This is a genomic window from Marinobacter sp. EN3 (assembly GCF_000475315.1).
In the GTDB taxonomy this organism is placed as follows: Bacteria; Pseudomonadota; Gammaproteobacteria; order Pseudomonadales; family Oleiphilaceae; genus Marinobacter; species Marinobacter nauticus.
This window is the reverse complement of sequence record NZ_AXCC01000101.1, coordinates 1-2,397: the sequence shown is the minus strand read 5'-3', so window position 1 is coordinate 2,397 and position 2,397 is coordinate 1. Positions and strand designations below refer to the sequence as shown.

Here is a 2,397-nt window from a genome sequence, read left to right as displayed (position 1 = left end):
ACCTCCCTATCCCGATTATGTACATGATTGGGTATCGATAATTATGCAAATGCCGCTCAGTTTGATAAGCAAATGAGTAGAGCCAAAAAGCAACATTGGGTTCCTCGATTTTATCTAAAGGAGTTTTGTATTCCCGAGGAATCTACAACAAAAAATCCCAAGGTTTGGATTGTTCCTCGTGAAGAGGGAAGCACAAAACTTGTTGGCATTAATGATGTTGCCGCACAAAGATATTTATATTCTCCTGAAGATGAGGTCGGCCAGAGGTGTTGGCACACTGAGGATAAGTTAGCTGGCCTTGAGTCAATAGTAAGTAGAATATGGCCTCAATTAGCATCGGATTTTGTAGATTTGAGCAATGAGTCGGTCAGAAAAGGTCTTTCTCTCTTTGTTGCGACACTCATTCTTAGGCATCCTAGAAAGATTCACGAGTACAAGAGAATTCAGAATGAGTTCATCGAATATCTAGATTCCGGGCCAAAAGACGCTCAGGGCCGGCCAAATATAAAAAGTATGGAAATTGGTGGAAAAAAGTTTGAGGTTGATAACTCGGATTGGCATGAGTTTTCAAACCCAACCGACTACAGCTTTAAGAAATTTTTCGTTGAGCAAATTCACAATGAAGCCATCAGTATTGCAAAGATACTGATGAAAAAAAGATGGTCCATGGTTTTTAGCGAAAAGCCGAGCTTTATAACTACCGACAATCCCGTAAGCATTCTCAATCTAGAAAAAGATATCTATGGGCTAAGTACCAAAGGGACGTTTTTAAATTTTCCAGTCAGTCCCACTAGAATATTAATGATGGATGACTTATTCGATGAGCCTGGCTCTCAGTATTATTCTTTATCAGAAAAAGGCCCTGGACCGGCAAACCTCACTTCCTGGATCGAGGCCCGTAAGTTTATGGTTACTGGTAGAGATCCTGAACAAGTAATAAATGAGATGCTCTCGTTAGATGACGAGAAAAGTACATAACCAAGGGCTGCAGCGGACCGCTTTTTCGGCGCGGTGCGCCTCCAAAACGGCCGCTGAGCCTAGGCGCTACACCTCCCTGATCCGGTCTTGAGTTTTGTACGGCATCGCCGTATATTCTTGTGATGCTATTCATCGAAACGTCAACGTTCACCAAGTTATTGCCGAACTACCTCACGGATGAGGAATACCGTGGGCTTCAAACCTACCTTCTACAGAAGCCAGATGCGGGAGATCTGATTAAAGGCTCGGGTGGCGTTCGTAAAGTTCGATGGGCACCAGCGGGTTCGGGAAAGAGCGGTGGTATCAGAGCCATTTATTACTGGAAGAAGTCTGACCACGAGATATGGATGCTCACGCTGTACAGTAAATCAGAGCGCGCCAGTATTCCTGGCCATATGCTCAAGCAGATAGCGGAGGCAATCAAAAATGGGTGACAGGAACCTTGGGGCAGAGATTCTTGATGGCATCAATGAAATCAAGCAGTTCAAAAAGGGCAAATTGGCTCTACGAACCCATGAGCTATCAGACCCCTCACCGCCTAAAGTGATCAGGCTGAAGTTGAACATGTCGCAATCTGCGTTTGCCGGTCTTATGGGCGTGAGTGTGCGAACACTTCAGGATTGGGAACAGGGACGACGAGAGCCGCAGGGGCCTGCGGTTGCGCTTCTGCGTATTGCTGAGCAACACCCGGAAGTTTTCAATGAGCTTCACTGACCAGAGTGAGGTGTAACCAAGCCATGCACCGGATGCCAAAACCTCCGCTTCGCTACGGTTTTGCCGCCGGTGATGGCGGGCGTTTATGTGCGCAAGATGGAACTGGCAAGGCCCCACTTCAGTAGACACCTTCTGTAAATAGGGTAGCCCCTGACACGAAGGTGCTCGATGAACCACGGAGGGATTGTATGGAAATCAAGTGCATTTCAGGTTTTGCGTCCATAACCAAAGACCCTGCGGCAAGTGCGTCTCTGTATGAGGATGCGCTGGGCCTGCCGCTGGAGAAGATGGACGACTATCGTTTCATGGATAAATTCCCCGGAGCGAACCATTTCGGAGTATGGCCCCTTTCTATGGCAGCTAACTCCTGTTTTGGCCAGGAGGAATGGCCCGACCATATTCCTGAGCCTACGGCTACCATTGAATTTGAGTTGGCGGATGCAGCGGCTGTAGAGGCGGCAGTGCAAGAGATGAAGGAATGGGGACAGGAATTCGTTCATGAAACCCGCACTGAACCCTGGGGGCAGACAGTGGCACGGTTTATGAGCCCCGAGGGTGTGTTGGTTGGCCTGAGTTATGCGCCATGGCTTCATGAATAAGCGCCAGACTGTAGCGTCCACGCGGAAGGCTATTCCGCTGATGCTCCAACGCCAACCGGTTACGCCGGATAATTTAAATGGTAGGGATGCGTATTCCGGCGAACGT

Annotated in this window: 3 protein-coding genes; all 3 read left to right on the top strand. The window is 48.1% G+C overall.

What is annotated here, in order from left to right:
- Window positions 1–27 precede the first annotated feature (27 nt).
- Window positions 28–978 (top strand): DUF4238 domain-containing protein, encoded by a 951-nt coding sequence (locus Q675_RS37635; protein ID WP_023012310.1) that lies wholly within the window; start codon window positions 28–30, stop codon window positions 976–978.
- Between the two features lie 426 nt (window positions 979–1,404).
- Entirely contained in the window at window positions 1,405–1,692 is a 288-nt protein-coding gene (locus Q675_RS37625; protein ID WP_023012308.1) for a helix-turn-helix domain-containing protein, read from the top strand.
- A 188-nt stretch (window positions 1,693–1,880) separates the two neighbouring features.
- Window positions 1,881–2,291, top strand: coding sequence for a VOC family protein (locus Q675_RS37620; protein ID WP_023012307.1), 411 nt, complete (start codon window positions 1,881–1,883; stop codon window positions 2,289–2,291).
- Window positions 2,292–2,397: the final 106 nt, after the last annotated feature.

Coding starts and splice junctions, on each gene's coding strand:
- Q675_RS37625 (WP_023012308.1), top strand. CDS start 1,405: ATGGGTGACAGGAACCTTGGGGCAGAGATTCTTGATGGCATCAATGAA.
- Q675_RS37620 (WP_023012307.1), top strand. CDS start 1,881: ATGGAAATCAAGTGCATTTCAGGTTTTGCGTCCATAACCAAAGACCCT.